We start from the raw sequence: 23,947 nt of genomic DNA, 5'->3' as shown, positions 1-23,947 counted from the left end.
AATATGAATTTAAAACTAAATTGTATTTTATGATTTCATTTTAAAATCTTCCATAAATTTAGTTGTATAATTTCCTGCTACATAATCTGGATGATCCATCAATTGTCTATGGAAAGGAATTGTAGTTTTTACTCCTTCTATAACAAATTCATCTAATGCTCTTTTCATTTTGTTAATTGCCTCTTCTCTAGTTTGCGCAGTTGTAATTAATTTGGCAATCATAGAATCATAATTTGGCGGAATCATATAACCTGCATACACATGGGTATCAATTCTAACTCCATGACCTCCTGGTGCGTGAAAAGTAGTAATTTTTCCAGGAGCTGGTCTAAAGTTGTTATGTGGATCTTCTGCATTTATTCTACATTCTATAGAGTGCATTTGCGGGTAATAGTGTTTTCCAGAAATAGGTACACCTGCAGCTACAAGAATTTGCTCTCTAATTAAATCATAGTTTACAACTTCTTCTGTGATTGGGTGCTCAACTTGAATACGAGTATTCATTTCCATAAAGTAGAAATTTCTGTGTTTATCTACCAAAAATTCTACTGTTCCTGCGCCTTCATACTTAATATATTCAGCAGCTTTTACTGCAGCTTTACCCATTCTTTCTCTCAAATCATCTGTCATAAAAGGAGAAGGTGTTTCTTCTGTTAATTTTTGATGACGTCTTTGAACTGAACAGTCTCTTTCTGATAAGTGACAAGCTTTACCAAAAGAATCTCCAACAATTTGAATTTCAATATGTCTTGGCTCTTCAATAAGTTTTTCCATGTACATATCATCATTTCCAAAAGCTGCTTTAGATTCTTGTCTTGCAGAGTCCCAGGCTTCTTTTAAATCTTCAGATTTCCAAACAGCACGCATTCCTTTACCTCCACCACCTGCAGAAGCTTTTAACATTACAGGGTAACCTGTTTCAATAGCCAATTTTTCGCACTCTTCAAAATCACAAATAACACCTTCTGAACCAGGAACACATGGTACACCTGCAGCAATCATAGTAGATTTTGCATTGGCTTTATCGCCCATTTGGTCTATCATTTCTCCAGTTGCGCCAATAAATTTAATATTGTGCTCTTCACATAATTTAGAAAATTTAGCGTTTTCTGATAAAAATCCGTATCCTGGATGAATCGCATCTGCATTAGTTATTTCTGCAGCTGCTATAATATTTGACATTTTTAAATAAGATTCAGAACTTGGTGCAGGTCCTATACAAACGGCTTCATCTGCAAACCTTACGTGTAAACTTTCTGCATCTGCAGTAGAATATACTGCTACAGTTTTAACACCCATTTCTTTACAAGTTCTAATAACACGAAGTGCTATTTCTCCTCTATTGGCAATTAATATCTTTTTAAACATAATTTAAGAGTTTAATATGATGAGTTTTGAGTTATATGAGTTAGAAAATCTAAAATCTGAACTCTAAAATCTAAACTCTTTATTATGAAGGATCAACTAAAAATAATGGTTGGTCAAATTCTACTGGAGAAGAATCATCTACCAAAACTTTAACAATTTTACCAGAAACTTCAGATTCTATCTCATTAAACAATTTCATTGCTTCTATAACACAAACAGTATCTCCTGTATTAATCTCAGAACCAACTTCTACAAAATTTGGTTTATCTGGTGCTGGTTTTCTATAAAAAGTTCCAATAATTGGTGATTTTACAGTTACATACTTAGCATCATCATTTTCTGCTTTTATTGGTGCAGTAGTTTCTGCAACTGGAGCCTGTGGTGCTGCTATTGGTGCAACCTGCTGAGGGATATTAGCCATTGGTGCTGCTTGCACAATAGTTGTTTCTGTTTTACCAGAACCTGTTCTAATAGTAAGTTTTACATCTTCCATTTCTAACTTTACCTCGCTAGCGCCAGATTTTGCTACAAATTTTATCAGATTTTGAATTTCTTTAATATCCATACTTATTATATAGTTTAGTTATTGAATTTATGAATTGTATGCCCATTTTAAATATGCAGCTCCCCATGTGAAACCACCACCAAATGCAGCAAAAATTAAATTATCTCCTTTCTTTAATTGATTTTCGTAATCTGCTAATAAAAGTGGTAAGGTTGCTGATGTAGTGTTTCCATATTTATGGATATTCATCATTACTTTTTCTGGTGAAACGCCTACTCTATTTGCAGTTGCTTCAATAATTCTCTTATTAGCTTGATGCGCTACCAACCACTGTATGTCTTCTTCTTTTAAATTATTTCTTGTCAACATTTTTTCTGCTACGTCTGCCATATTAGAAACTGCATATTTAAAAACAGTTCTACCTTCTTGATATACAAAATGCTTTTTTTGCTTAACAGTTTCTGCTGTTGTTGGCATCATAGAACCTCCTGCTTCAATTCTTAGAAAATCTCTTCCTACACCATCGCTTCTTAAATATTCATCTTGCAAGCCTAAACCTTCAAGGTTTGGTTCAAAAAGAGCAGCTCCTGCCCCATCACCAAAAATAATACAAGTAGCTCTGTCTGAATAATCTATGATAGACGACATTTTATCTGCGCCTATTAATAATACTTTTTTATATCTACCAGATTCTATGTAACTAACTGCTGTAGACATGCCGTATAAAAAACTAGAACATGCAGCTTGTAGGTCATATCCAAAAGCATTTACTGCGCCAATTTCTGAAGCTACATATGCTGCTGTTGATGCTACAAATAAGTCTGGAGTTGCAGTAGCTACTATTACTAAGTCTACTTCTGATGGATTTGTGTTTGATTTTTGTAATAATTCTTCTGCAGCTTTTATAGCCATATAAGAAGTACCTAAACCTTCACCTTTTAAAATTCTTCTTTCTTTAATTCCTGTTCTTGTAGTAATCCATTCATCATTTGTATCTACAAAAGTTTCTAATTCTTTATTTGTTAATACGTAATCAGGAACGTATTTGCCAACTGCTGTAATTGCTGCAGTGATTTTAGTCATAATCGTTATTTAATTTCTAAAACTTAGAATAATCAAAAGTAGTGAAAATTATTTCACTATAAAGTGGAAAATTTGCCCAAAAAAGGCAATTTTAACTAAAAAACGCAAAAAAACCCTCAAAAGTGAGGGTTTTTTAAGAGTTTTTTACTGTTTTATGCTTCTGCTATAGCAGACTCTAACACAACTTGACCTCTATAATATAGTTTACCTTCGTGCCAATGTGCTCTATGATATAAATGTGCTTCACCAGTTGTTGGGTCTGTTGCAATTTGTTGAGCAGATGCTTTATAATGTGTTCTCCTTTTATCTCTTCTAGTTTTCGAAATTTTTCTTTTAGGATGTGCCATTTTATGTCTTTTTTTCTGTTATTAAATTCTTTAATTTATCCCACCTAGGATCTATTTCTCCTGCTGTGTTTTCTTCTTTTATTTCTAATTCTTTCAACTTTTTTAGCGCTTCAGATTCCATAGTACCATCTAATACTTTTGGATGTACTCTCTTATTAGGAATCGCTAATACAATCATTTCGTAAATAAATTGTGCTACATTAAGTTCATAAGCTTCATGGGGTAAAATTAAAATTTCCTCATTATCGTCATTAAATTCTGGACCAAACTTTACCACTAAAGGCAAATCAGATTGAATTTCTTGATGAAATAATTCGCTAGTTACATCACAAGGAACTTCTACATAACCTTCTGCTGAAAATTTCAACTCAAATAATGTACTCTTTTTTACAAAATCTAATGTTACTTTAATAGATGAACTTTCAAATTCATCAAAATTAAAAGCTTCAAAGAACGTATTGTCAATTTTATATTCAAAAAAATGATTTCCTTCTTTTAATCCTACAAACTGTATGTTGAATTGTTTTAAGTCTTTCATTACCAAACATCAATTGAGCGTGCAAAGATATAAAAAAATATTATTTTACAATCTTTTCTAACAAAAGAATTATTACTTAACACCTAAAGGAGATTTGGACAATTCTTTATACTCTTTTCTTGTTTTAAAAATCTGTATTGCAGCAAATAAAGCTTCTGTAAAAGAAGATGGGTTGGCCTTGTTTTTTCCTGCAATATCAAAACCTGTTCCGTGGTCTGGAGATGTTCTGATTTCGCTTAAACCTGCGGTATAATTAACTCCGTTACCAAAAGATAATGCCTTAAATGGGGCTAAACCTTGGTCATGATAGGTAGCCAAGACACCATCAAATTGTTGGTAGGTTTCTGAACCAAAAAAGCCGTCAGCTGCATAAGGGCCAAAAACCAATTTTCCTGATTTTTGAATTTCATCAACCGTAGGTTGAATAATCTCATCATCTTCTTTTCCGATAACTCCTTTATCACCGCAATGCGGATTTAAAGAAAGAACTGCTATCTTAGGTTTAACAATACCAAAGTCTTCAACCAAAGAGGTATGCATAATTGCTACTTTAGATTTTATCAACTCTGGGGTAATTGTTTCTGCTACTTTGGCTATTGGAATGTGTCCTGTTATCAAACCTATTCTTAATTTATCTGTCATCAAAATCATTAGACTATCTCCTTCTAAATTCGCATTCAAATATTCTGTATGCCCAGGAAAGTTAAAATCTTCTGATTGAATGGTTTCTTTATTTATAGGTGCAGTTAATAGTACATCTACGTTTTTTTCTTTAAGACTTAATAAAGAAGTTTCTAAAGATTTGGCAGCATATAAGCCAGATTCTTTTGTTGCTTTACCTAATTCTACAGCAACATCTTCTTTCCAAATATTTAAAATATTTATTTTATTATGATTTAGTTGCTGTAGAGATGTAATACCATGAACAGGAACTTCTAAATTTAAAGCTTTTTTGTGCTGGGTTACAACCTTAGTACTCCCAAAAATAACAGGCGTACAAAACTCTAGCATTCTCTTATCTTGAAAAGTTTTTAGAATAACTTCAACACCGATTCCATTCAAATCTCCTATGGAAATACCAACTATAATTTTATCAGATTTATTCATAGTAACTCTTCTATTATTGCTATTTTTACGTGTACAAAAGTAACTAAAATTTACTGATATGTTTACCGGAATTATAGAAACACTTGGAACAATTATTAACATTGAAAAGGAGCAAGATAATGTTCATTTAACTTTAAAAAGTGATTTTACAAATGAGTTAAAAATTGATCAAAGTGTAGCTCATAATGGGGTTTGCCTAACTGTTGTTGATATCAAAAATGATGAATACACCGTTACTGCCATAAAAGAAACTTTAGATAAAACCAATATCGGTAATTTATCTATCTCTAATATTGTTAATCTTGAAAGAGGTATGAAACTTGGTGACAGACTTGATGGTCATATAGTGCAAGGTCATGTAGATCAAACTGCAAAATGTACTCATATATTAGAACAAAACGGGAGCACTGTTTTTACCTTTAACTACGATACTTCATTACAAAATATAACTATAGAAAAAGGGTCTATAACCGTTAATGGCGTAAGCTTAACTGTAGTTAATTCTAAAGTTGATGAGTTTAGTGTTGCTATTATACCATATACACTAGAAAACACCACTTTTAAAAGCATTAAAGTTGGTGATACTGTTAATTTAGAATTTGATGTAATCGGAAAGTACGTTAGTAGAATAACTAAGCTTTAAAATTCTTACGAAAACCGTAAATAACTCCAGACAATGCTAAAAACACTAAACCTCCATCTACAGGTAATCCTGGTGGTGGTGGTGGTGGTACAGGCGGTGGCACTACTTGTGCATTAAAAGCCGCTACTAATAAAAACGTTAGTATTAACGTTGTGTAATATTTTTTCTTCATTTTATATCCCCCCAGATTAAAATCTTGAAATTTATTTTTGCAAATATATGATTATTATATCAAAAACAATCAAAATATACAAAAGACTAATTTTCAAAAAAAAAATTGTCTGTAACAAATATAGAAGAAATGAGTTAACATCAAAATAATTTTAAAAAAATTACTGTATATACATTTTTAAGACTCAATAAAAACCAAATCTCTAAAAATCATAATGTATAATTATAAAATTTAATTTTCTTATTTGAGATAGTAGCTAAAACTAAAAAAGCCTTGATAATTTAAAATTATCAAGGCTTTGTGGTCCCACATGGACTCGAACCATGGACCACCTGATTATGAGTCAGGTGCTCTAACCAACTGAGCTATAGGACCTTTATTGATTTATTGTTTTAATAAACTTCTAAATTCAATATTGTGGCTGCAAATGTACTATTTATTTTAAATTATTTGCAAATAAAAAGTAACAATAATTACACAGATCTATTCATTAACCAAAGACCAAACTTTTTTAACCCTTCTTTATTTTTATTCGAAATCTCCATTGAAGCTAAAGTATCAAAAGCTTTTTCTGTATAAAATTGAATTTTATTTTTAACTAAAAGCGGAATATCATTTTGCTCAAGAATTCTTGTGACCTCCGGAATTTTTACTGAATTGTCTTCTAATTTTTGATTGTAGTAATACCTTAACTTTTGCCTGTCATCTTCATTTGCAACCTCTAAGGCTTTTAGATATAAAAAGGTCTTTTTATTTTCTATAATATCTCCTCCCACTTGTTTTCCAAAAGTTTCAGGATTACCAAATGTGTCTAAAAAATCATCTTGTAATTGAAACGCTAAACCTAAATTTAAACCAAAATCATAAATTAAATTTGCATTTTCATCAGATGTTTCTGCTACAATGGCTCCCATTTTTAGAGCAGCTCCTACTAAAACAGATGTTTTTAAACGAATCATGTTGATATATTCATCAATAGTTACATCGTTTCTTGTTTCAAAATCGACATCTAACTGTTGGCCATCACATACTTCTAATGCTGTTTTACTAAATAATTTTGCCAATTTTTGAAAAACATTTGGCTCATAATTTTCAAAATATTGATATGCCAGAATAAGCATTGCATCCCCAGAAAGAATACCCGTATTTATATCCCATTTTTCATGTACAGTTTGCTTACCTCTTCTTAAAGGCGCATCATCCATAATATCATCATGAATTAATGTAAAATTATGAAAAACTTCTATAGCCAATGCTGCAGGCATTGCTTTATGATACTCATTAGAAAAGATATCTGCACCAATTAGTGTTAAAATAGGCCGTATTCTTTTTCCTCCCAATTTAATAATATACTCAATTGGCTCGTATAAGTTTTTAGGTTCAAAAACCCATTTTTTCGATTCTAAGTAGTCTATAAAGTCCTTATGATAGTGTGTAATATCCAAATCTGTAATTTTTTGTAAAAATAATGTAAACAATTTTTTCTTTTTTATAGAAATGTTAAAAAATCTTTAAAACTTAGGAAACTTTTTTTGTTTCTATAGTTTCCATTTGTACTTTTGTAGTATCATTATGGAAGATAAAATTATAGCAAAAGCAAGCGAAATGTTCTTAAACTTAGGATTTAAGAGTGTTACTATGGATGATATTGCTAAAGAATTAAGTATATCTAAAAAAACCTTATATAAATATTTTGGCAATAAACATGATTTGGTAGCAACCACAACTACATTATTACATCAATCATGTTTTTTAGAAATTCAAAACATTACAAAACAAGGATTTAATCCTATTGAAGAAAATTTTGAAATTAAAAAAATGTTTAAAGAAATGTTTCAAAATGCTTCTTCTTCACCCGTTTATCAACTTAAAAAATATTACCCGAAAGTTCATGAAAAAATAATGCAAAAAGAAAGATTATTATTTTCTGAGTGTTTGCAAAAGAATATGAAAAAAGGGATAGAGGAAGGCTATTACAGAAAAGATGTAAATATAGAATTGGTTACTAAATTTTATTTTTCACTGGTTTTTAGCATACATGAAAATACCGTTGAAAATTATAAAATACCAAAATTAGAGCAAGAAGTTTTAGCGTACCATACAAGAGCCATAGCTACAGAAAAAGGCGTTTTAGAATTAGAAAAACAACTAAAAAATAACCAAATATAAATGAACAAATATCTTTACCCTTTTTGTTTTTTCCTTGTATCTGTGTCTGTAACAGCACAAGAAAAAACATTAAAATTATCTCTAAAAGAAGCCATAAATTATGCTTTAGAAAATAGTTACAATGCAAAAGCAGCAAAAAACGACATTTCTTCTGCTAAAGAAAAAGTTTGGGAAACTACTACTATTGGTCTACCTCAAATAGACGGAAAGATAGATTATCAAAATGCTTTAAAAAGACAATTCCCAGGAGTAGATTTCGACCAAGATGGAATTATTGATTTTAATGCTAGACATTCAGCTAATGCTGGTTTAACTTTAAGACAACTCATTTTTGATGGATCATATTTGGTAGGTTTACAAGCTTCAAAAACATTTTTAAAGATATCAGAACAAGCCAAAGAAAAAACAGAACTACTAACAAGAGAAGCTGTAATTAATGCTTACGGCAATGTTTTAGTGACAGAAAATAGCATCAAAATATTAGAAGGAAACATTAAAATTCTTCAAAAAAACTATAACGATGCCAAAAAAATATATGAAAATGGTTTAAATGAAGAGGAAGATGTAGAGCAATTAGAAATTACGTTAGGCAACTTAAAAAGTCAGTTAAATAGTGTTATTAGAATGAAAGCAATTGGTTATCAAATGTTAAATTTAGCATTGGGTAATCCAATAAATACTAAATTGATTTTAACGGATTCTTTAGATTCACTTGCTGTAAATAATATAAATTTAAATTTAGTTTCAACTGATTTTAACCACTCAAACCATATCGATTTTAAAATTGCTGAAAATGATAGAGAATCCAAACGTTTGCTTATGAGGTTGGAACAAAGTAAAGCATTACCAACTTTATCTGCTTTTGTGAATTATAATTATATAGCCAATTCGGAAACATTTACTTTTTTTGATAACAGTCAACAATGGATAAACACATCAGTTCTTGGTGTAAGTCTAAATGTACCGATATTCTCAAGCTTAGGAAGAATCGCTAAAACCACACAAGCAAAAATTGCGCTAGAAACCGCAGATTTACGATTAGAAGAAACCAAACAACGTTTAGCATTACAAGCCGAAAAATCGAAGAGCGATTACCAATCTAGTATAGACAATTACAATACAGCCAAACGAAATGTTGCTTTAGCAGAACGTATAGAAAAGAAACAAAGAATTAAATTTTTTGAAGGAATTTCTACAAGTTTCGATTTGTTACAAGCACAAAATCAATTATACACACAGCAGCAAAACTACATTCAATCTATGCTAAGTGTCATTGCAAAAAAAGCGGCTTTGGAAAATGCATTAAACCTACCAATTAAATAATCAAACAAAAATGAGAACAATATATTCAATAGTATTCATCACCTTATTTTTTATCGGTTGTGGAGATAAAAAGGAAAAATCTTTAGAGGATATTATAGCTAGTAAAGATTTAAAAGAAATTAGACAAAAAAAGTCTGAATTAGATGCTAAAATTTCTGAGATTTCTGAAAAAGTTAAACAGCTTAATACAGAAATTGAAAAGTTAGATACACTTAAAAGAGTTCCATTAATAACCACTTTAAAAGTAAAAAATGAGGTCTTTACCCATTATTTAGAATTACAAGGAAATGTAAAAACAAAACAAAATGTTTTGATTTACCCAGAAATGCCAGGAACATTAGAACGCGTTTTTGTAACTGAAGGGCAAAAAGTAAAAAAAGGACAGATTTTAGCTAAAATTGATGATGGCGGAATGGCACAACAAGTTGCTCAACTTGAAGCTACAACTGCGTTGGCAAAAACAACGTACGAGCGTCAAAAAAGATTATGGGAACAAAAAATTGGATCAGAAATTCAGTTTCTGCAAACCAAAACAAATTATGAAGCTCAAAAAAGCACTTTAGCACAGTTAAAAAAACAATTGGCAAAAGCTACTATAAGAGCTCCTTTTTCTGGTATTATAGATGAAATTATTAAAAACCAAGGAAACATTGTTGCTCCTGGTCCTGGTTCTGAAATTTTCAGAATTGTAAATCTTGGCAATATGTACATAGAAGCAGATGTTCCTGAAACCTATATTAATGCCATTTCAAAAGGTAAAGCTGTGGCTATTCAGTTTCCTGTTTTAGGAAAAACCATTAATACTCAAGTACGTCAAACAGGTAATTTTATCAATCCTGCTAACAGAACATTTAAAGTAGAAATTGGCATACCTAACCAAGATAGAAGCATAAAACCCAACTTAACTGCTAAGTTAAAAATTAACGATTATACAAGTTCTGACGCCATTTTGATTCCGCAAAGTATTATCTCAGAAAATGCAAAAGGAGAACAATATGTTTACGTCGTAGAAAACATTAAAAATTCTATTGGCGTAGCAAAACAAACAGTTGTTAAAACTGGTAAAACACAAGGAGACATTATAGAAGTTTTAGCAGGTGTTTCTGTTGGCGATCAATTGATTGAAGCTGGTGCAAGAACCGTTAAAGATGGTCAAGAAGTTAAAATTAGTGAGTAGTTTATTATTCTTAATACAAAATCACATGGTCTATTTGTGTGATTTTGAAGGATGAAAAATTGTTTCAAAAACTCATTAACATAACAATCAAAAAAATACAGACTAATGATTAAAAATAAAAAAACTGATAAAGAATTTAAACTATCCTCGTGGGCAATTTCCAACAAAACCACGATGTATGTTTCTATTTTCTTGATTCTAATTTTGGGTATTTCTGCATATTTTAACATGCCACGTGAAGATTTTCCTGAAATTAAGGAAACCAAAATATACATTAGCACTTTATATCCAGGAAATACTGCAGAAGATATAGAAAAACTAATAACAGACCCGCTTGAAGACCAATTGAAAGGATTAAGTGGTGTGGTAGAAATTACCTCTACATCTCAGCAAGATTATTCTATGATTATTGTAGAATTTGATGATGATATGGATGTAGAAGTTGCCAAACAACGGGTTAAAGACAAATTAGACACCGAAAAAGCTTCAGAAGATTGGCCAACGTTTAACGGAGCTAAAGTAGACCCAAATGCATTTGATTTGAGTATGTCTGAAGAAATTCCGTTTTTAAACATTAACATATCTGGTGATTATCCTTTGCAAAAGCTAAAAGAGTTTGCTGAATATTTACAAGATAAAATAGAAGATTTAAAAGAAGTAAAAAAAGCAGATTTAAGAGGTGTTCAAGACAAAGAAGTAGAAATTGCGGTAGACATCTATAAGATGATGGCAATGCAAGTAAGTTTTAACGATATTGTGGGCGCTATCCAAAATGGAAACGTTACCTCTTCTGCTGGTAATTTGATTGCAAGCGGACAAAGAAGAACCATTAGAATTTTAGGCGAAATTGAAAAACCATCAGATTTAGAAGATTTTGTAATAAAAACTGATAAAGGAAATTCTATTTATCTTAAAGACGTTGCTACTGTTAGCTTTAGAGAAAAAGACAAAACTACCTTTGCTAGAAAAGAAGGAAAACAAGTAGTAATGCTAGACGTTAAAAAACGTGCAGGTAAAAATATGGTGGCTGCTGCAGATGAAATTAAGGTCATTGTAAAAAAAGCCAAAGAAGAATATTTTCCGAAAAACTTAGCGGTTACCATAACTAACGATTTATCTGATAAAACCATTGGTCAAGTAGATGATTTGGTAAACAACATCATCTTCGGAATCATCTTAGTTGTAACTGTTTTAATGTTCTTTTTAGGGTTTAAAAATGCATTGTTTGTAGGGTTTGCTATACCCATGTCTATGTTCATGTCGTTAATGATTCTAGGCGCAATGGGGTATACCTTAAACACCATGATTCTCTTTGGATTGATTATGGGATTAGGGATGTTAGTTGATAACGGAATTGTGGTAGTAGAAAACGTGTATCGTTTGATGGATGAAGAAGGCTTGTCTAGAGTAGAAGCTGCTAAAAAAGGAATTGGAGAAATTGCGTTTCCTATTATCATCTCTACTGTAACAACTGTGGCTGCCTTTGTTCCTTTAGGCTTGTGGCCTGGGCTTTTTGGTCAGTTTATGATTTATTTCCCTATTACTTTATCTGTAGTTTTAGGTTCATCATTAGTCGTAGCTATTTTCTTTAACTCTGTTTTAGTATCACAATTTATGACGACAGAAGATAAAGATATGCCGCTAAAAAGAATCATAACCATTTCTGCAATTGTAGCTTTATTTGGTATCGTAATTTTAGTGGTTGGTGGTCAATACAGAGGCTTAGGTTCTGTAATGGTATTTACTGCAATTATGTTGTGGGTTTACAGGCTAGTTTTAAGAAAAGCCGCTAATTACTTTCAAAAGAATACATTGGTTTGGTTAGAAAACGCGTATGAAAAAGTACTAAAAGGTGCCTTAAAGGGATGGAAACCAATTGCAATAACCATTGGTACATTTGTTCTTTTATTTGCTGCTTTTGGAGGCTTTGGAGCATCTGTGGCCTCTCAAAGAACAAAAATTGAATTCTTTCCAGACAACAAACCCAATCAGGTTATTGTTTATATAGAATATCCGCAAGGAACAGATATTAACGTAACCAATACAATTACTAAAGAAATAGAGCAAAGGGTATACGGCATCTTGAATGACAACATGTATATTGATGAAAAAGGAGAGAACTTTATGGTAGAAAGTGCTGTTTCTCAAGTCGGTGAAGGTGCAGGAAACCCACAAACAGATGGAGGTTCTGCTGCAGAAATGCCGCATAAAGGTAAAATTACAGCATCTATGCGCCAGTATAAATACAGAAATGGTTTAGATAGTGAAAAGTTGCGCCAAAAAGTACAAGAAGCCTTAACAGGAATCTATCCTGGTGTGTTAATTTCTGTTGAAAAAGATGCAAACGGTCCCCCAACAGGCGCTCCTATTAATATTGAGTTAGAAGGTAATGATTATGAAGAATTAATTGCAACCGCAGAAAAAATGCGGGCTTATGTAAACTCTAGAAACGTACCTGGTGTTGATGAATTGAAGATTGATGTAAATAAAGACAAACCATCTATGAAAGTAGTGGTAGATCGTAAAAAAGCAGGAGAATTAGGAGTGGCTACAGGTCAAGTAGGTCAGCAATTAAGAAATGCTATTTTTGGTGCAAAAGCTGGTATTTATAAAGAAGATGGTGATGATTATGACATCAACATCCGTTTTAACGAGGCTATAAGATATAATAAAAGTGCCTTATTTAATCAGAAAATTACCTTTAGAGACAATACGGGTCAAGTCAAAGCAATTCCTATTTCTGCAATAGCAACACAGTCTAACAGTTCTGGTTTTAGCGCCATAAAACATAGAGACACTAAACGTGTTGTAACAGTATATTCTCAATTGGCTCCTGGTTACGTGGATGCTGCTGCTGTGGTAAATCAGATTAAAGAAGAAATGAAAAATTTTGCTGATAAACCAGAAAACATCAATATAGATTATACAGGTCAAATAGAAGAGCAAAACAAACAACAAAGCTTCTTGGTGGGTGCTTTCTTTAAAGGTTTGGCATTAATTTTCTTTATTTTAATCTTCCAGTTCAACTCAATTTCTAAACCAGGAATTATCATGATTGCAATTTTCTTGAGTTTTATAGGGGTATTTGGTGGAATTGTGATTACTGGAAGTTCTTTTGTAATTATGATGACCATGATGGGTATTATTTCCTTAGCAGGAATAGTAGTAAATAACGGAGTTGTATTACTGGATTATACCCAGTTATTAATCGATAGAAAAAAAGAAGATTTAAACTTAGATAATGGTGCGTATTTACCAAAAGAATATCTTTTTGAAAATGTAGTTAAAGCAGGTAAAGCACGTTTACGTCCTGTATTGTTAACAGCAATTACTACCATTTTAGGACTAATTCCGCTAGCAATTGGCTTAAATATCAACTTCTTTACTTTATTTAGTGAGTTTGATGCTAAGATTTATTTTGGAGGAGATAATGTAATTTTTTGGGGACCCTTAGCTTGGACAGTAATTTATGGACTTTTAGTGGCCACATTTTTAACTTTAATTGTGGTCCCTATTTTATTCTTTTTAATTACTCAATTTAAGATGTGGATTAATGGCGATGATAGCTCAAAATCATCAGAAATAGACAAACAAATTCAAAAAATAGGATAACGTTGCCCAAACAAATATTGATTTAAAAAAGGATTGAAAGCCAGCAAATTTCAATCCTTTTTGTATTTTCGAAGTGATGATAAAAAAACCTTCTTTTACTGTTGATGAGATCAAGCGAAAGCTAGAACAATATTGCGTTTACCAAGATAGATGCCATAAAGAAGTAGCACAAAAAATGCGAGATTTTAATCTGATTCCTGAGGCTAAAGAAATGATTTTGCTAAGTTTAATACAAGACAACTTTTTAAATGAAGAACGTTTTGCTAAAAGTTTTGCTAGAGGAAAGTTTAGAATAAAAAACTGGGGAAAACAACGTATTATTATAGAATTAAAATTTAGAGATATTTCTGCTTACAATATAAAAACTGCTTTGAAAGAAATTGATGAGCAGGAATATATCGCCTCTATTTACAGAATTACAGAAAATAGAAATGAGGTACTTTCTGAATCTGATGGTTACAAAAGAAAGAAAAAACTTATCGATTTTTTAATGCGTAAGGGTTTTGAAACAGAATTAATTTACAAAGTAGTTAATGAGGTTACATCTTAACCATTTAAATTATTTCTTATACTGACTTAGAAAAACAGAATCTTTTTCACGTTTAATATTTATGACTGGCGTTATATCATCATTAGGTATCGTTACCGAAAGTACGTAATGTTTAATTTTCCAGTTTTTGTCAATTTTTACTAAGACCCCAGAACCTCTACACGTTCCCATCCAAGTGTCTAATAATTCGTCAAACCAAACAAAATCTTTAGAGTCATTTACATAAACATTACGTTCTAAAACTTTAAAATCCCATGCTTTTCCTTTATCAAAATGAGGTTTACTAAAATTCTCAAATTGTTCTTTAGTCCAATTTTCTGAAGCATCAGTCCCTATAAACACAGAAACACTATCCATTGCATCAAAATAAATTTTATAATTGGCTTCAGAAGCTGCTTTATGCCAATTGTTTAAAACACTATTTACGTTTTCTTTTATTTCAAGATGAGTTTTAACAGGTAATACTTCTACGTTTTTCTTACAACTTGCAAACACAATAAAAGTGAATAAAAAGAATATTATATTTTTCATAATTAGTATTTAAGACGCCCCTTCTTTATCTCTTTCTAATTCTTTTTGAATAGAATTTTTTGTAATATCATTTATTTTTATACTATCTATCCCAATTCTATCCAAATCTACTTCTACTTCTTCTTCAAAACGTTTTTGTTTTAAAACTGTTGTAATTTTAGAATTAACAGCATTAGTTGCTGCTATTGTTTTATTAATTTGTAAACTAATATCATCTGCTGTTATTGCTGGTATGCGTGTTAAGTCTGACAATCGTAAGGTTTCATTATGCAATACATTAACTCTTGCATAAAAAGACGGATGATCTAGAATTTTTGGCATTAGGCTATCTTTTAAACTTTTAACCAAATCTCTCAACTCTAATGCATTTGTAAGTGCTTCTCTTGGAGATACATTTTCAAATTTCTTAACAAAAGAGTTTACAGCTTTTAACTCTTCCCAACTTTCAACCACTTCTGTAACGTCTGGATTTACTTGCACTAAAGATGTATGTTTTTTAGGAGTACTAAATGTTGGTTTCTCTACAATTTTAGTGGTATCAGTTACTTTCTGTTTATCTGAACAAGAAAACAAAATCAATCCGAAAAATAGGAAAATAGAATATTTCAAAATATCAAAAAATTAATTTCTGTAAAAATAAACATTTTAACTACAGCACTACTAAAATTAATAAAACGCTAACAAAAGAGCTATTATTTACATTTTTTTAACAAATATTTATTTTAATAGCATTTTTTTATGAATATAAAAATCATTTACCTTTGTTGATGATTAATCTATAATCTGTTTTTTATGAAAGATGTATTATTAATTCTAGGTGCTAGCGGACAAATTGGTAATGAACTTACCCAAAGCCTAAGAAAAATATATGGTAATGAGAGGGTTATTGCTTCTGACATTAGAGAAGGGAATGCAGACATGATGAATTCTGGACCTTTTGAATTGATAAATGCTACCGATAAAAATCAAATTTTACAAATTGTACAAAAATATAAAGTTACACAAGTATATTTATTAGCTGCTATGTTATCTGCCACAGCAGAACAGCACCCTCAAAAAGCATGGAATTTAAATATAAATTCTCTTTTAGCAGTGTTAGATTTAGCTAAAGAAAAACACATTAAACAAATTTATTGGCCTAGTTCTATTGCCGTTTTTGGACCAACAACACCTAAACAAAATACGCCTCAAAAATCTGTTATGGAACCTTCTACAGTTTATGGAATAAGTAAACTTGCTGGAGAGTTTTGGTGTAATTATTACCATGACAAATACGGTGTAGATGTAAGAAGTTTGCGATATCCTGGTATTATATCATGGAAATCTAAACCAGGAGGTGGCACAACAGATTATGCAGTAGACATCTATTTTAGCGCTTTAGAAGAAAGTAAGTATACCTGTTTTTTATCTGAAAACACACGTTTACCTATGATGTATATGGATGACGCGGTGAATGCAACCATACAATTAATGCAAACAGCATCTCATAAAATTAAAGAAAGAACAGCCTATAATTTATCTGCAATAAGTTTTACACCTAAAGAGATTGCTCTAGAAATAAAAAAACATATTCCTGAGTTTGAAATTTTGTACAAACCAGACTTCAGGCAAAAAATTGCTGATAGTTGGCCACAATCTATAAGTGATAGTAAAGCCAGAGAAGACTGGAACTGGCAGCATCAATTTGATCTTTCTTCTATGACAAAAGATATTCTTACAAACTTAAAAGAACAACGTTCTACATTAAAATTGTAAGGTTTTTAATTTTGTTCGTCTTATACTGTACCATTAACATACACTATTGGTTGCTAATTATTAAGTTAAAAGGTAACTTTACAATCAAACTATAAAAAGATGAAAGAAATCATAGCAAAAAGTCTAGAAAACACATACAGTTATCAAGAATATAGAGAGTTAGTTAAAAATCTATTAGCTGAAGGAAAATCTACAGGTCATCATCAATCTGAAGCATTAACAAACTACAGTATGCTAAATGACCGAAGAATGAAAAGGTTAGACAAAACCATTACAATTTCAGAAGATACTATAGAAACTATTAAATCTGTAAACCAAGAACAAACTTGGTTGGTTTTAACAGAAGGTTGGTGTGGTGATGCTGCCCAAAACATACCTGTAATTAGTAAAATTGCAGATCTTAATGATAACATTAGTTTACAATTAGTACTAAGAGATGATAATGAAGAATTGATGGAGTTGTTTTTAACTAATGGAGGAAAATCCATCCCTAAATTAATAGCGCTAGATAAAGATCTTAACGTAATTGATACTTGGGGACCAAGACCAACTACAGCAACGCAAATGGTACAAGACTACAAAGAAAAGCATGGAAGTTTAGACCCAGAATTTAAGCAAGATTTACAAGTTTGGTATAACAAAGACAAAGGCTTAGATGTACAAAACGATTTTAAAAGAATTGCTACTAAATTAGCTCCAAAAGAAGTTTAAATTAAGTTTATAATAAATACTATAAACCGTAATCTTATCTTTAAGATTACGGTTTTTGTTTTTATATCTTTGCGTCATATTTTTAGTAAAAATGTTTGTAGAATATACTTTATTACCTGATGATGCCAAAGTATGGATTTATCCTTCTAGTCGTAAATTTTACGCTTCTGAAATTGAAGAGCTTGAAAGCAAAATAAAGTCTTTCATGAATTCTTGGAAAATTGAAGATGAAAATTTTAAGGCATCATACCAATTGCTATACAACAGATTTATTGTTTTTGCTGCTGATGATAGCCAATCTACTTTATCTAATGCTGACGTAGATAAATCTGTATCTTTTATTATAGCATTACAAGAATTTTATGGTATAACGCTTTTAGATAAGATGAATGTTTGTTTTAAACAAGGGCAATTTGTACAATACAAAGAATTAAAAGATTTTAAAAAACTTTTAAAAAATAAAGCTGTTACTGCCAAAACCATAATTTTTGACAATTTACTAACCATAAAACATGATTTTGACAACTTTTGGGAAATTTCTATTGAAGATAGTTGGTACCAGCGCTTTTTATAATCTACTTGTTAGTGCTATTTTTAAATACTTCTAAACCACATTCTAAAAATGTTGCATAATCATTTTCATTAGGAGTATAGCCAACAGCTTTATTTAATATTTTAGTACCGTCAGAATTTAAAAGTACATAATAAGGCTGAGAATTTGTTTGAAAAAACTGCGTTTGAAAATTTGCCCATTTATGTCCGTAATTCTCTAACTTTCGTGTACCCCCGTTAACACGATTTACCATAAGTTGTTCTTCCTTTGGTAGTGTTTTTTTGTCATCTACGTACAAAGAAATTAAAACATAATCGTTTCTTAAATACTTGTCTATTTTTTGACTAGGCCAAACATGCTCTTCCATCTTTCTACAGTTTACACAAGCATATCCTGTAAAGTCTAATAAAATGGGTTTTTTTACCTTTTTAGCATAATCTATTCCTGTTTTTAAATCTTTAAAACAATCTAAATTATTAGGGCAATCATTAGGATATAAAAAGCTATATCCAACAGGAGGCGCTAAACCACTTAATAATGTTAACGGAGTAAAAGTGTTTGTTTCTTTGTTAACTCTAAAACCAGAAGCCAAATACACTACAAAAGAAGCCACCAAAATTGCACCTGAAATTCTTAAAAAAGAAAGTTTTTGTATAGGAGCATCATGTGGAAATTTAATTTTTCCAAAAAGGTACAAAGCTAAACCTGCAAAAATTAAGATCCACAGACCTAAAAAAGGCTCTATTTTTAAGAGATTCCAATGTGCTACTAAATCTGCATTAGATAAAAACTTAAACGCTAATGCCAGCTCTAAAAAGCCCAAAATTACTTTGGTTGTATTTAACCAACCACCAGATTTTGGTAGTGCATTAAGCATATTAGGAAACATTGCAAAAAGAGCAAAAGGCAAACCAAGAGAAACCCCAAAACCAACCATACCTGCTGTAAGTTGCCACGCACCGCCATCTGCAGTTAAAGACCCTGCCAATAAAGAGCCTAAAATGGGACCCGTACAAGAAAAAGAAACTATAGCTAAAGTTAATGCCATAAAAAATATTCCTACAAAACCACCAACGTTTTCTGCTTGCGTGGTTTTAGACATCCAACTAGAAGGAAGTGTAAGTTCATAAAAGCCAAAGAAAGAAAATGCAAAAAATACAAAAATGGCAAAGAAGACAATGTTGAGCCAAATATTTGTGGAAATCTCATTTAAAATATCTGGATTTACAGAATCTAAAAGATGAAATGGTACACTTAATAAAATATAAACTAAAACTATAAAAAAGCCATATAAAAGCGCTTTAGAAACTCCGCCTTTAGCATTTTGACCATTTTTTTTGGTAAAAAAACTAACTGTGAGCGGAATCATAGGAAAAACACAAGGAGTTAACAAAGCCAACAAACCACCCAAAAAACCGAGAGCAAAAATATTCCAAAGAGATTTTCCTTCTTCCTTAATTTCTGAAGTTAAATTGTCCAAACCATCAGTACATATTTCTTGTGAAAATGAAATATCTTTGGTACTTAAACCATACAACTGATTATTTACAAGTTCATCATCAATACTAATTTTAACCTTAGTTTTGTCTTTTTGTATTGCAGATGCATTTAGCTTAAAAACCAAAGTTACCTCGGTTGGAGCTAAGCATTTTTCATCATCACAAACCATATATTCAACAGTGCCATTAATGGTATTAATTGCTTGATTTATTTTTACTCTTTGTTTAAATATAGCTTGATTTTCAAAATACGTAATCTTCATTCCAAAAACAGGGTCATCTACTGTTTTTCCTTTACTTTCTATCGTTTTTCCTTTTAAAACAATTTTATTTTCAAGATTATCATAACTAAAAGAAGTTGGTATTGGTCCAAATTCGGGTACATTTTGAGAGTATAAATGCCATTTTTCTTCTAGATCTGCAACTGATATCAATACATATTCACTATCAGACACTTTTTCTACAGAAGTAGACCAACGTATGGGATCTTCAATTTGAGAGAATGCAACAATACTAAACAAGAAAAGTAGTGTAGTTATAAAATTTTTCATAAAATAAATCTAGTTAAAAAGTGCTAAGCTCTTTATTCAGTCGAACAAATATTTGACTACTTAAAGGTAATTATTTTTTTCAGAAAAAGTTTAACATATACTTTCTTTGTTTTTAAAAATAGTAGATTTTTTTCTATAAACTGTAGATTTGATTTTTTTTATTTGAACAAAACACTAAAAAATGTATAAGAAATTAAAAAAAACATTATTTTTGGTATAAAATATTGCGAATTGCTATTAAATCTTTGCTATTTAACAAAATATTAGTTTTACTTTAAATAATAAAATATAACTTACTGTATTATTTTTTTAAAAAATTAAGTATTTATGTATTAGTAAATTAAGATTGCAAGTATCAATCCCCCCAATTGAAATGTCAAAAATTACTAGCCCTACCCCAAACACAATAGAAGACAAAAATTCTAAATTTAAGTCTCTATTCGAAAAAATGTATCTTGGTGTGATTTATCAAGATTACAAAGGAGAAATAATAGATGTAAATCCAGCAGCTTTAGAAATTTTAGGTCTTTCTTTAGACCAAATTAAAGGAAAAAGTTCTTATGATCCTGATTGGAAATCGATTCATGAAAATGGTTCTGATTATCCTGCAGAAAAACACCCAAGTATACTTGCTTTAAAAACTGGTAAACCTATATTGAACAAAATAATGGGTGTTATCAATTCTAGGGAAAAAGACTACAGATGGATAAAAATTAATGCGATCCCTGAATTCAAAGAAGGAGCCAAAAAACCCTACCAGGTTTTTACCACTTTTGATGATATTTCTTCTCTTAAAAGAAGTGAGTTTTTACGTAAAGAAAGTGAAAATAATTTTTTGAAAACGCTTCAAAATAGTGCTAACCCTATTCTACTTTCAAAATTAAGTGATGGTAAAGTTGTAAACTTTAATGATGTTACTTGTAAAGTTATTGGACATTTATCTAATGAACTTAAAAATCTTAAGCTATCAGAATTAAATATTTGGACTTCTTCTAAGACTTATCAATCGTTCTTCACTATCCTAAAAAATGATAAAAATATAAAAGATTTTGAGACTGAATTTGTATCAGAATCTGGTGATTTAAAAATCTTATTAGTTTCTGGAGAAATTATAACTATTGATAACGATAAGTTTATTTTAATCCATATTGAAGACATTACCATTACTAGAAAAACAGAAGAAGAATTACAAAAGCAAAGTAACTTTGCATTTGCAATGGCAGAAAATCATCCTGTAGGTATGGTAGCCTGCGACGCAAATGGTAAATTGGTTTTATTTAATAAAACTGCTAAAAAATGGCATGGTATTGATGTAATGAAGGTGCCACAAGAAGAATGGGCAGAACATTATGGATTATACAAACCTGATAAAAAAACACTATTAACTTTTGAAGAAATACCTCTTGTACAAGCATTTAACAATAAAAAAGTTATCAATTACGAGATGGTTATTAAAGCTAAAAATCAAAAACCAAGAATTGTAATTTGTAGTGGGTCTGTTTTTTTTGATGAAAAAGGGAATAAAATAGGCGCTTTAGCTATTATGAATGATATCACCCATTTAAGAAAACGAGAAAGAAAATTATTAAAAAACGAACAAAAAATTAAAAAAACACTCGAAAAAGTAGAACAAAGTGAGTTTCTTTTAAAAGAGTCTAGCAAAATGGCAAAAGTTGGTGCTTGGGACGTTGATTTGATAACAGAAAAAGTAAGATGGTCTGATCAAGTTTTTAAAATTCATGGGTTACCTGTAGGAAAAATTCCTTCTTTAGATGAAGCTTTGAATTTTTTTGTAAAAGGTGATAGAGAAGTTTTAATAAATGCTATTCAAGATAGTATTCAACACAATAAAAAATACGACTTAGAACTAAGGTTAAAGAATACAGAAAATAAAATTTTATGGATTAACACCATTGGATACCCTATTACAGATGAACAAGATACTGTTATAGGGTTAAGAGGTGTAATACAGGATATAACAGAGCAAAAAAATATCAGATCTAAAATTGAAGAAAATAGAGAAATGCATTTACTATTAGCTAACAATACTAGTGATATTATTTGTCTACAAGATGCTGATAGTACGTTTAGATATGTTACACCTTCTGTTAAAGATATATTAGGTTATAGACAAGGTGAGTTTATTGGTAAAAAAATATTTCCTATTGTGCATCCTGAAGACTTAACAGAATTGCAGCGATATATGAAACAAAAGGCTTTAGATGCTGAAGCTAAAAAAGCATATCAATTTAGATTAAGACATAAAAAAGGAAATTACGTTTGGGTAGAATTTTTATCTTCACCTGTTTATAAAGGAAAAAAATTAAATTACTTTGTTACCTCTGCTAGAGATATTACAGAATGGGTTTTGGCAAATCAAAGAATAAAAGAATATCAATCTTCTTTACAAAAACTCACTCACGAAATTACGATGATTGAAGAAAAACAAAAAAAAGACATTGCCTCTAACATTCATGATCATTTAAGTCAATCACTAGTGATTTCTAAAATGAAGATAAAACAGCTAAAAAATAATGCTAAAGTTAATGGTATAGATGATGACTTACAATTTATAGAGAATCATATTACTGATGCTCTTGAAAAAAGCCGTAAAATTACTAACGAACTTTCACCTCCAATCTTATATCAACTTGGAGTCATTGAGGCTTTGTATTGGTTGTTAGAAAATTTAGAAATTACGCATAAAATTAAATTTTCGTTAGATACAGAAATAGATTATTTAGACTTTAGCGAGTTAAAATCCATCATTCTTTATAGAAGTATTCAAGAAATACTTACCAATGCTATAAAACACTCTAAAGCATCTCATATTAAAATAAAAATATTAGATAATGATTGCCAAGTTAAAATTTTAGTGGAAGATAATGGTGTTGGGTTTGACACTTCTGTATTAAACAACTATAAAAGTCATTCAGGTTCTGGATTCGGCTTATTTGCTATCCAAGAGAAGATAGCCAACGTTAAAGGTGAATTTTACATTACATCTAAAATACAATCAGGAACTACAGTTACTATTTTAATACCAACAACTAAATGAGTCTTACAGAAAAAATAAAAATAGTTTTGGCAGATGATCATCAATTGTTACGAACTGGTTTAAAAAACATCATTGAACAAAAATCTAATTTAGCTGTTATTGGTGAAGCTTCTAACGGTAGAGAGGCTATAAAAGTTTGCGGAAAACTACTTCCTGATGTAGTTATTATTGACGTTTCTATGCCAGATTTAAATGGTATAGAAGCTGCAAAACAAATTTCAAAAATACATCCAAATATAAAAATAATTGCACTTTCTATGCATTCTAGTAAACAATTTATACAAGGTATGTTTAATGCTGGTGCTTATGCTTATTTATTAAAAGATGGCGATTCTGAAGATTTAGTAACCGCAATAAATACAGTTACTAGAAATATGAAATATCTGGCCAAAGAATTGGATCAAGAAATTTTGACTTCTCTTAAAAAAGGAGATAGTATAGAAAATGCTGCTTTAAGTACCAGAGAAAAAGAGGTATTGCAACTGATAGCAGAAGGCAATTCCTCTAAAGATATAGGTGAGGTTTTATTTCTGAGTTCAAAAACTGTTGATGTTCACAGAAATAACATCATGAAAAAATTAGATTTATTTTCTATTTCAGAATTAACAAAATACGCTATTAGAAAAGGATTAACATCATTGGATACCTAAACATTATATTTATTTGTAAGTTATTAAGCATATTGCCTACTAAAT

22 protein-coding genes and 1 tRNA gene are annotated in these 23,947 nt (G+C 30.5%); 11 read left to right on the top strand and 12 right to left on the bottom strand.

All coding sequences use genetic code 11. From position 1 onward, the window contains the following. Positions 1 to 27 precede the first annotated feature (27 nt). The 6 genes from accC to pdxA all read right to left on the bottom strand — a co-directional run bounded on the left by accC (position 28) and on the right by pdxA (position 4,948). The gene (gene accC / locus DUT90_RS11480) at positions 28 to 1,368 is read right to left on the bottom strand and encodes an acetyl-CoA carboxylase biotin carboxylase subunit (protein WP_114427326.1); all 1,341 of its coding nucleotides are present in this window, start codon (positions 1,366 to 1,368) and stop codon (positions 28 to 30) included. A gap of 82 nt (positions 1,369 to 1,450) precedes the next feature. Next, positions 1,451 to 1,933: an acetyl-CoA carboxylase biotin carboxyl carrier protein gene (gene accB, locus DUT90_RS11475; protein ID WP_114427325.1), complete on the bottom strand. Its 483-nt coding sequence runs from the start codon at positions 1,931 to 1,933 to the stop codon at positions 1,451 to 1,453. Positions 1,934 to 1,960: 27 nt separating this feature from the next. Continuing rightward, a complete protein-coding gene (locus tag DUT90_RS11470) occupies positions 1,961 to 2,956 on the bottom strand; it encodes a beta-ketoacyl-ACP synthase III (RefSeq protein ID WP_114427324.1) in 996 nt (331 codons plus the stop codon). A gap of 152 nt (positions 2,957 to 3,108) precedes the next feature. Beyond that, entirely contained in the window at positions 3,109 to 3,303 is a 195-nt protein-coding gene (gene rpmF / locus DUT90_RS11465) for a 50S ribosomal protein L32 (RefSeq protein WP_114427323.1), read from the bottom strand. 1 nt (position 3,304) lies between these two features. After that, the gene (locus tag DUT90_RS11460; RefSeq protein WP_114427322.1) at positions 3,305 to 3,841 is read right to left on the bottom strand and encodes a DUF177 domain-containing protein; all 537 of its coding nucleotides are present in this window, start codon (positions 3,839 to 3,841) and stop codon (positions 3,305 to 3,307) included. A 72-nt stretch (positions 3,842 to 3,913) separates the two neighbouring features. Next, positions 3,914 to 4,948, bottom strand: coding sequence for a 4-hydroxythreonine-4-phosphate dehydrogenase PdxA (gene pdxA, locus DUT90_RS11455; RefSeq protein ID WP_114427321.1), 1,035 nt, complete (start codon positions 4,946 to 4,948; stop codon positions 3,914 to 3,916). A gap of 58 nt (positions 4,949 to 5,006) precedes the next feature. On the opposite strand from pdxA, the gene DUT90_RS11450 reads away from it, so the two are divergent. Continuing rightward, positions 5,007 to 5,591 carry a riboflavin synthase gene (locus DUT90_RS11450; protein WP_114427320.1) on the top strand — a complete coding sequence of 195 codons (585 nt, stop codon included), beginning with the start codon at positions 5,007 to 5,009 and terminating at the stop codon, positions 5,589 to 5,591. Here the strand turns inward: DUT90_RS11450 and DUT90_RS11445 are convergent. The 3 genes from DUT90_RS11445 to DUT90_RS11435 all read right to left on the bottom strand — a co-directional run bounded on the left by DUT90_RS11445 (position 5,581) and on the right by DUT90_RS11435 (position 7,208). Further along, entirely contained in the window at positions 5,581 to 5,763 is a 183-nt protein-coding gene (locus tag DUT90_RS11445) for a PID-CTERM protein-sorting domain-containing protein (protein ID WP_114427319.1), read from the bottom strand. The genes DUT90_RS11450 and DUT90_RS11445 overlap by 11 nt on opposite strands. A 301-nt stretch (positions 5,764 to 6,064) precedes the next feature. Continuing rightward, positions 6,065 to 6,138 (bottom strand) — tRNA-Ile (locus DUT90_RS11440). A gap of 98 nt (positions 6,139 to 6,236) precedes the next feature. Beyond that, positions 6,237 to 7,208, bottom strand: coding sequence for a polyprenyl synthetase family protein (locus DUT90_RS11435; RefSeq protein WP_114427669.1), 972 nt, complete (start codon positions 7,206 to 7,208; stop codon positions 6,237 to 6,239). A gap of 127 nt (positions 7,209 to 7,335) precedes the next feature. On the opposite strand from DUT90_RS11435, the gene DUT90_RS11430 reads away from it, so the two are divergent. The 5 genes from DUT90_RS11430 (at position 7,336) to DUT90_RS11410 (ending at position 14,594) form a co-directional block, all read left to right on the top strand. Further along, the gene (locus tag DUT90_RS11430) at positions 7,336 to 7,932 is read left to right on the top strand and encodes a TetR/AcrR family transcriptional regulator (RefSeq protein WP_114427318.1); all 597 of its coding nucleotides are present in this window, start codon (positions 7,336 to 7,338) and stop codon (positions 7,930 to 7,932) included. Next, positions 7,933 to 9,255: a TolC family protein gene (locus tag DUT90_RS11425; RefSeq protein ID WP_114427317.1), complete on the top strand. Its 1,323-nt coding sequence runs from the start codon at positions 7,933 to 7,935 to the stop codon at positions 9,253 to 9,255. A 10-nt stretch (positions 9,256 to 9,265) separates the two neighbouring features. Then, positions 9,266 to 10,432 (top strand): efflux RND transporter periplasmic adaptor subunit, encoded by a 1,167-nt coding sequence (locus DUT90_RS11420; protein WP_114427316.1) that lies wholly within the window; start codon positions 9,266 to 9,268, stop codon positions 10,430 to 10,432. Positions 10,433 to 10,537: 105 nt separating this feature from the next. Further along, on the top strand, positions 10,538 to 14,044 hold the full coding sequence (locus DUT90_RS11415; protein WP_114427315.1) for an efflux RND transporter permease subunit: 3,507 nt from the start codon (positions 10,538 to 10,540) through the stop codon (positions 14,042 to 14,044). A gap of 76 nt (positions 14,045 to 14,120) precedes the next feature. Further along, on the top strand, positions 14,121 to 14,594 hold the full coding sequence (locus DUT90_RS11410; RefSeq protein WP_258848551.1) for a regulatory protein RecX: 474 nt from the start codon (positions 14,121 to 14,123) through the stop codon (positions 14,592 to 14,594). A gap of 9 nt (positions 14,595 to 14,603) precedes the next feature. Here DUT90_RS11410 and DUT90_RS11405 read toward each other — a convergent pair whose 3' ends face one another. Both DUT90_RS11405 and DUT90_RS11400 read right to left on the bottom strand, forming a co-directional pair. Next, entirely contained in the window at positions 14,604 to 15,125 is a 522-nt protein-coding gene (locus DUT90_RS11405; protein ID WP_114427313.1) for a nuclear transport factor 2 family protein, read from the bottom strand. 9 nt (positions 15,126 to 15,134) lie between these two features. After that, positions 15,135 to 15,734, bottom strand: a complete 600-nt coding sequence (locus DUT90_RS11400) for a hypothetical protein (protein WP_147266215.1) — start codon at positions 15,732 to 15,734, stop codon at positions 15,135 to 15,137. Positions 15,735 to 15,917: 183 nt separating this feature from the next. On the opposite strand from DUT90_RS11400, the gene DUT90_RS11395 reads away from it, so the two are divergent. The 3 genes from DUT90_RS11395 to DUT90_RS11385 all read left to right on the top strand — a co-directional run bounded on the left by DUT90_RS11395 (position 15,918) and on the right by DUT90_RS11385 (position 18,165). Further along, positions 15,918 to 16,880, top strand: a complete 963-nt coding sequence (locus DUT90_RS11395) for an NAD-dependent epimerase/dehydratase family protein (protein ID WP_114427311.1) — start codon at positions 15,918 to 15,920, stop codon at positions 16,878 to 16,880. 99 nt (positions 16,881 to 16,979) lie between these two features. Further along, entirely contained in the window at positions 16,980 to 17,591 is a 612-nt protein-coding gene (locus tag DUT90_RS11390; RefSeq protein ID WP_114427310.1) for a thioredoxin family protein, read from the top strand. 91 nt (positions 17,592 to 17,682) lie between these two features. Then, on the top strand, positions 17,683 to 18,165 hold the full coding sequence (locus tag DUT90_RS11385) for an ABC transporter ATPase (RefSeq protein ID WP_114427309.1): 483 nt from the start codon (positions 17,683 to 17,685) through the stop codon (positions 18,163 to 18,165). 1 nt (position 18,166) lies between these two features. Here the strand turns inward: DUT90_RS11385 and DUT90_RS11380 are convergent, their stop codons facing one another. After that, complete coding sequence (locus DUT90_RS11380) at positions 18,167 to 20,194, bottom strand: thioredoxin family protein (protein WP_114427308.1); 2,028 nt, start codon at positions 20,192 to 20,194, stop codon at positions 18,167 to 18,169. Between the two features lie 373 nt (positions 20,195 to 20,567). Between DUT90_RS11380 and DUT90_RS11375 the strand changes: the two genes are divergently transcribed. Together DUT90_RS11375 and DUT90_RS11370 are read left to right on the top strand one after the other, a co-directional pair. Further along, on the top strand, positions 20,568 to 23,252 hold the full coding sequence (locus tag DUT90_RS11375; RefSeq protein ID WP_114427307.1) for a PAS domain S-box protein: 2,685 nt from the start codon (positions 20,568 to 20,570) through the stop codon (positions 23,250 to 23,252). Further along, positions 23,249 to 23,902, top strand: coding sequence for a response regulator transcription factor (locus DUT90_RS11370; protein ID WP_114427306.1), 654 nt, complete (start codon positions 23,249 to 23,251; stop codon positions 23,900 to 23,902). The genes DUT90_RS11375 and DUT90_RS11370 overlap by 4 nt, the downstream gene beginning before the upstream one ends. Positions 23,903 to 23,947: the final 45 nt, after the last annotated feature.

Source organism: Polaribacter sp. WD7, from assembly GCF_003335085.1.
Classification (GTDB): Bacteria; Bacteroidota; Bacteroidia; order Flavobacteriales; family Flavobacteriaceae; genus Polaribacter.
Note: the sequence above shows the minus strand (reverse complement) of the source record. Positions and strands in the feature narration are given on the sequence as shown.